This window comes from Rhodococcus sp. IEGM 1302, from assembly GCF_030056935.1.
Classification (GTDB): Bacteria; Actinomycetota; Actinomycetes; order Mycobacteriales; family Mycobacteriaceae; genus Rhodococcus_F; species Rhodococcus_F qingshengii.
Window position 1 is genome coordinate 1 of record NZ_JASHKY010000045.1, and the last position, 8252, is coordinate 8252.

The 8252-nt window shown below is 60.2% G+C and carries 1 protein-coding gene; it reads right to left on the reverse strand.

Going from position 1 to position 8252, the window contains the following annotated elements:
* The coding region (locus tag QM609_RS28425) for a non-ribosomal peptide synthetase (protein ID WP_283337634.1) at positions 1–8004 on the reverse strand (8004 nt) is incomplete at its 3' end.
* Between the last annotated feature and the right edge of the window lie 248 nt (positions 8005–8252).

Sequence of the window (8252 nt, forward strand, 5' to 3'; positions counted from 1 at the left end):
AAACACCGACGCGACGATCTCCTCCACCGCCGTCACCGGAGCCCTAAACACCGCAGCCTCGAACACCGGCTCCGGCAACAACTTCCGATCCAACTTGCCATTGATATTGAGAGGGAACTCCTCGAGCACCAGAATCTGCGACGGCACCATGTACGAGGGCAGACCCGCCGACAACACCTCACGAACAACGTCGACATCGACATCGGACCCGGACGAAGCAGTGACATACGCAACCAACATCTCACCGGCGTGCGCGTCCTCGTGCACGACGGCCACCGCCTGACCCACCGAATCGACAGCAACCAACGCCGCCTCGATCTCACCGAGCTCGATCCGGAATCCACGCAACTTCACCTGGAAATCGCTGCGCCCCACATACTCCAGCTCGCCCGAACGATTCCACGACACCACATCGCCCGTGCGATACATCCGCGAACCCGCGCCGCCATACGGATTGGCAACGAAACGCTCCGCCGACAAATCCACCCGACCGTGATACCCCCGAGCCAACTGCGCACCCGCAAGATACAACTCACCCGCAACACCGACCGGAACCGGATGCAACCGCGAATCCAACACCAACAGTTGCGTATTCCACTCCGCCGACCCGATCGACACCGACGACACATCACCATCGGTCACCTCATGCGAGGTCACCGACACCGCCGCCTCCGTCGGACCATACAAATTGAACAACCGCACATCAGGATTCGCCACACGCACACGCCGCGCCAGATCAGCAGGCAACGCCTCACCGATCGCCAACACCTGACGAAGCCCCGACGGAAGAACACCACCACCAGTGGCCGCCAACGCCTCCAACATCGACGGAACCACATGCAACGTCGACACACCCGACACAGCCATCACATCGAGCAGATACTGCGGATCCTGCTGACCGCCGACCTTCGCGATCACCAACCGAGAACCCGAAACCAACGCAGACCAAAACTCCCACACCGACAAATCGAACGTCGACGCAGTCTTGAGCAACACCGCATCATCCTGATCAAGACCGAAAGCCTCACGCTTCCACAGCAACTGATTCACCACAGCCGCATGCGAAACCGCCACACCCTTCGGCCGACCCGTCGAACCCGACGTGAAAATCACATACGCCGTATTCTCAGGCCGCAACGGCGCAACACGATCCGCATCAGAGACAGGCGCACCCGAAAAACCAGACACATCGACAACATCAACCTCGACCACCGGCACCGCGCCAGCATCGAAACCAACATCAGAGGTACTGACCACACACACCGGAGCAGCGGCCTCGAGAATGAACGCCGTACGATCCGCCGGCTGATCCGGATCCACCGGAACATACCCGCCACCAGCCTTGGCGACCGCATACATACCCACCACAAGGTCAACCGACCGGCGCATCGCCAACGCCACCAACGACTCCGGCCCCACACCCACCGAAATCAAATACCGCGCAAAACGATTCACCCGCGCATCGAACTCACCATACGACAGCTCGACACCACCACACACCAACGCAACACGATCCGCACCACGAACCACCTGCCCGTCGAACAAATCCACCAACGTCCCCGAAACACCAGCACGACGCACACCGTGCCCTGCTCGCTCGACCAGGCTTTTATCTGTATCGGTGAGCAGATCGATATCACCGATCACAGTTTCGACGTCGTCTGCAATCGCAGTCAGAACGCGCACGAACTGATCCACAAACCCGGACACCGTCGATTCGTCGAACAAAGCCGACGCGAACGTCATAGTGCCGGAAATTCCACTAGCCGCCCCACCGTCATAGTGGTCGGTCACGATCAAGTGAAGGTCGAACTGCGAAGTTCCACTCTCGTACTCGACACCGGAAAGCGTCAAACCACTCAATTCGAAAGTCGACTCCGCCAAGTTCTGGAACGACAACCCCACCTGGAACAACGGATGATACGCCGTCGACCGAACCGGATTGAGCACCTCCACCAAACGCTCGAACGGCACATCCGCATGCGCAAACGCCGCCAAATCCGCCTCACGCGAACGAGAGAGAAGATCAGTAAACGAAACGCCGGCATCAACGGATGTCCGCAACACCAACGTGTTGACGAACATCCCGACCAGATCGTCCAACGCTCTCTCGCCTCGACCGGCAATCGGTGTGCCGACTGTGATGTCTTCTGTACCCGACAATCGAGCCAACACCACCGCCAGGGCGGCATGCACCACCATGAACAGCGTCGAATTGTTCTGCTGCGCGACATCCACGAGACGGCGATGCAGGTCCGCACCGATCACCACGGGAACCTGCCCGCCGTCGAATGCCTGGACCGCAGGCCTCGGACGATCCCAGGGCAACACCAACTGGTCCGGCAACCCCGCCAACGCCCGAGACCAGAACTCGACCTGACGCGAAATCAACGACGCCGCATCATCTTCCGAACCCAACACCTCACGCTGCCACAACGCGTAATCCGCATACTGCACTGCCAGCGGCGCCCACGACGGCACAGCGTCCGCGGATCGAGCCATGTAGGCAACCATCAGATCTCGCGTCATCGGGCCCATCGACGAGCCATCCGCACTGATGTGATGAACAACGAACACCAGCACGTACTCGTCAGGTGCCACCACAAACACACGCGCGCGTACGGGGACCTGCACCGTGACATCGAAACCACTCGACATGAATCCGACCACCGCCGACATCACGTCGGCTTCCGAGACCGGAACCGGTGTCAGGTCCAGCTCTACCCGATCGACCGAGACGATTTGCTGGTATCCGACGCCGTCGACCTCCGGATACACCGTCCGCAACACCTCATGCCGCGCAACAACATCCGACACAGCAGCCTGCAAAGCCGCCACATCCAACAACCCCGACAACCGAATCGCCACCGGAATATTGTTCACCGCAGACCCCGGCTCGAACCGGTTCAAGAACCACATCCGCTGCTGCGCCAACGACAACGGAATCCGCTCCGGACGCACCATCGCCGTCAACGCCGCCCGCGCACCCGAACCGACCTCCGACTCCACCCGCGCAGCCAACAACTCCACCGACGACGCCTCGAACAACACCCGCACCGGAACCTGCGCATCCAACGCCTGCCCCAACCGAGCCGCCACCCGCGTCGCAATCAGCGAATTACCACCCAAAGCAAAGAAATCATCATCGAGACCCACACGATCAACACCCAACACCTCGGCAAACGCCGACGCGACGATCTCCTCCACCGCCGTCACCGGAGCCCTAAACACCGCAACCTCGAACACCGGCTCCGGCAACAACTTCCGATCCAACTTCCCCGAAGCATTCAACGGGAACGCATCCAACACCATGATCTGCGACGGCACCATATACGACGGCAACACCGCACCCAACGAATCCACCAGTGCCGCAATATCAACTACCGCACCCGACGCGGGCACCACATACCCCACCAACTGATCACCGGTCTTGGTCGACACCACAGCCACCGACGACACAGACACCGACATATCGGCCACCAACGCCGACTCGATCTCCCCCAACTCGATCCGCTGACCACGGAACTTCACCTGAAAATCGGTACGACCGATGTACTCGAGCTCCCCCGAAACGCCCCACCGCACCAAGTCCCCAGTGCGATACATCCGCGAACCCACGCCGCCATACGGATTGGCAACGAACCGATCCGCCGACAAATCCGGACGAGAAACATACCCACGAGCCAACTGATCACCCGCAAGATACAACTCACCCGCAACACCCACCGGCACCGGACGCAAACGAGAATCCAACACGAAAACCTGCGAATTCCACTGCGGCACACCAATAGACACCACACCACCATCGACGGCGCACGTCACATCCGCGAACGTGATCGACACCGCGGCCTCGGTCGGACCATACAAGTTGTGAACCCGCGCACCCGACACCACACCGAAATCACGCACCGTCTGCGCCGGCAACGCCTCACCGATAACGAACACATCACGCAACGAAACCAACTGGCCCGCCGAAACTTCCCCCGCGAACACCGACAACATCGTCGGCACGAAGTCCGTCACCGTCACACCCTGATCAGCGATCACCGACGCCAAATACCCCGGATCCCGATGACCATCATGCGTGGCCACCACCAACCGCGCACCCACCGCCAACGGCAAGAAGAAGCCCCACAACGACACGTCGAACGTCGTCGCAGTCTTCTGCAGATACACATCCGCCCCGGTCAGAAGATATCGACCCTGCATCCACGCCATCTGATTGACGATCGCCGCATGCGAAACCGCCACACCCTTCGGCTTCCCCGTCGACCCCGACGTGAAGATCACATACGCAGCATTCGAACCACGCAGCGGCGCAACACGATCTGCATCGGAAACAGGCACATCCGAGAACCCGGACACATCCAACTCGTCGATCAACACCACATCGAACTCACCCGGCAACACCACACCGTCATCAGCAGTGGACAACACACACACCGGTGACGCAGTCCCGAGAATATGACCATTGCGCTCGACCGGATGATCCGGATCCAACGGCACATACGCCCCACCCGCAGCAACCACCGCATACATACCCACCACAAGGTCAACCGACCGGCGCATCGCCAACGCCACCAACGACTCCGGCCCCACACCCACCGAAATCAAATACCGCGCAAGGCGATTCACCCGAGACGCAAACTCCACATACGTCAGAGACTGCCCCTCGAACACCAACGCCACCGCACCCGGCGTCGCCGCCACCTGCGCAACAAACCCGTCGAGCAACAAAGCACCAGCAGTCAACTCGTGAACAGTGTCATTGACCGCCACCAACACCTGCGAACGCTCGTCCTCACCGAGCAACTCCACATCCCCGACAACCGAATCAGGCTCCGCCACCATCGCTTCCAGAACCCGAACCAACCGCTCCGCAAACGAAACAACCGTCGACTCGTCGAACAAATCCGTCGCATACGTCAACGACATCGGCATCCCCACACCGACGCCGTCCTCCTCCACCGGCGTCACCGTCAACTGCAGATCGAACTTCGCGATTTCCACACCGGCGTCGAAACCGGCAATCGACAGCCCCGGCAATTCCACGACACCCTGCGCCATGTTCTGGAAGAACAACGCAACCTGGAACAACGGATGATGAGCCTGCGACCGCGCCGGATCAAGCACCTCCACCAACCGCTCGAACGGAACATCCTCGTTGCCGAACGCCCCCAGATCGACGTCACGAACCCGACCCAACAACTCCGAGAACGACTCCGAGGAATCCACCTCCGTCCGCAACACCAACGTGTTGACGAACATCCCGATCAGATCATCGAGCTCCTGCTCACCCCGTCCAGCGATCGGCGAGCCCACGACAACATCATCACTACCACTCAGTCGCGCCAGCAACACCGCCAACGCCGCATGCACCACCATGAACAACGACACACTGCGATCAAGCGCCAACTGCTCGAGCGCCCGATGCAACCGCTCGTCTACCGAAAACTGGTAACTCGCACCATGATTGGATGCCACCAACGGCCGCTGGCGATCCGCCGGCAAGTCGATCCGCTCCGGCAACCCCGCCAGCACCGACGTCCAATACCCCAACTGCTCGGACATCAACGACGACGGGTCACCCTCGGACCCCAACACCTCACGCTGCCACAACGCGAAGTCCGCATACTGCACCGCCAACGGCGCCCACTGCGGAACCTGCCCACCCGCACGCGCCACATACGCCACCGACACATCACGCACCAACGGACCCAAGGAAACGCCGTCAGCGGCAATGTGGTGAATCACCAACGCCAACACGAACTCCGACGGTCCCGTCTGGAACAAACGAACCCGCAACGGCACCTCGGAAGTGACATCGAAACCCTCAGTCACTACCGGCGCCAACACCTTCAACAAATCGGCCTCACTGACAAGCTCCGGCGATACTTCCACCTCGAACTCATCCGCCGAAAGAACCCGCTGGAACCCCACACCCTCGAACTCTGGATACACCGTCCGCAAAACTTCGTGCCGCGCAACAACATCCGACACCGCAGCACCCAACGCTGCAATATCCACCGTGCCAGACAAACGCAGCACGATCGGAATATTGTTGACACCTGACACAGCATCGAACCGCGACAAGAACCACATCCGCTGCTGCGCCAACGACAACGGCACCCGCTCCGGACGCGTCTGCGCCGACAACGGCACCCGCACACGCCCCGCCGAAGACCCCAGCACAGAAGCCAACGACGCCACCGTCGAAGACTCGAACAATGTCTTGACCTGAACCCGCACATCGAAAGCCGCACTCAAACGACCCGCCAACTTCGCTGCAATCAGCGAATTACCACCCAGCTCGAAGAAGTCATCATCAGCCCCCACCTGCTCGAGACCCAGCAACTCACCGAACACACCCGCAACCAACATCTCAGACTCAGATGAAGGCTCACGGAACGCACGCGACTCGAAAACCGGATCCGGCAACGCCGCCACATCCAACTTACCTACGGGCGTCAACGGAATCTCGTCAATTGCCATCACCGACGCTGGAACCATGTGACGCGGAAGTTCACGCCTGCAGTTGTCGATCAGCTCCGATACGTCGAACTCGGAACCCGTCAGTGGAAGTACATACGCCACCAATGCGTGCTCACCGTTGTCGAGCTTTCGGCCGATTGTCGCGACGAACTCCACCGATGGGTGCTTTGCCAACACTGCGTCGATCTCGCCGAGTTCGACGCGGAAGCCGCGGATCTTCAGCTGCGAATCCGAGCGCCCCACGTATTCGAGGTCACGCGCACCGGCGTCAGCTACCCACCGCACCAGGTCACCCGTGCGATACATTCGATCGCCTTGAGCTCCAAAAGGATTCGCAACGAAGCGATCGGCCGTCATACCTCTGAGGTTGTGGTATCCACGCGCCACCTGCGGCCCCGCGAGATACAACTCTCCCGTCGACCCGACAGGTACTGGCAGGAGGCGTGAGTCCAGAACCAATGATGAAACGCCCTGGATCGGCCCACCGATGCTCACCCGATCACCGGGTGCCAAATTCGGGCTTATGTTCGTGATGATCGTGGTTTCGGTAGGTCCGTACGCGTTGAAGAAGGCTCTGCCCCGACCCCATTTTGCGACCAGTTCGGGCGGGCAGACCTCACCACCGACGATTGCCGCCTCGACAGAATTCAGGTTCGTCGGATCGACGGAAGCCAGCATCGAGGGCGTACCCACCACGTGGGTCACCCGCTCCGCTTCGAGCAGCTCCGCCAGTTCCTCGCCACCGTAAATGCTCGGCGGGACGATGACCATTGTCGAGCCGGACCCGATGGTGAGCAACAATTCGAACAGCGACGTATCGAAGCTGGGTGTTGCGAAGTGCAGAACCCTCGACTGTGCCTTAGCGCCGAGTTTGTCGACCTGCTCACTGAGCAAATTGCCGAGCCCACCGTGCGTGACTACTACACCCTTGGGTCGACCCGTCGAGCCCGAGGTATAGATCACATATGCCGGATGCTCCACCCGTAGCGTCGAAACACGATCCGAATAGGCCACCGGATCCCGCGACACCTCGGACAGCGATTGTTTGACCTTCGGCGAATCAATCGATTTCCAATCGACCGACGAAGGAAGGTCGGAAACGACCTCTTCTACGGTCAACCCCACCGAAACACCAGAATCCTCGATCATGTACGCCACACGATCAGCCGGATAATTCGGATCCACCGGAACAAAAGCCGCACCCGACTTCGCCACCGCCCACAACGCCAACACGGACTCGATGGACCGCGGAACCGAGACGGCAACCCGATCTTCCGGCCCCACACCGTCCGCAATCAACACCCGAGCCAAACGAGACGACCACTCGTCCAACTCGGAGTAAGACAAAGACCTGCCCTCGAACCGCAGAGCCTCCTGCGAAGGGTTCATCTCCACGGCTGCCGCAAGCAACTGAGGCAGCAACGGGGTTCGGTCCCTGCGGCCTCGTGCTGGGCGTTGGCGGCGGGGCCTGCGAGCCGCTGATGTCTCGGGCGTCACTCCGTCGGTGCTCATCCGGCCACGACCTGCGATCGAACGGCATGTTGGAAGAGCTCGTGCTGCGTCAAGACAATTCACCTTCGTTTTGGTACTGCAGTTTCGATCGCTGTTCAAGCGGCTGATCTGTCCAAGGCTCCGGCCGTGACCAGGGATTACCCGCTCCGGACGTCCCTGTAGTTGATCGGACACACCGAACCATTGTTACAGCTATAGGGGTAGGAACCACATCGGACCGTAGGTAAATCCCAACCGGTCCGGTTCAA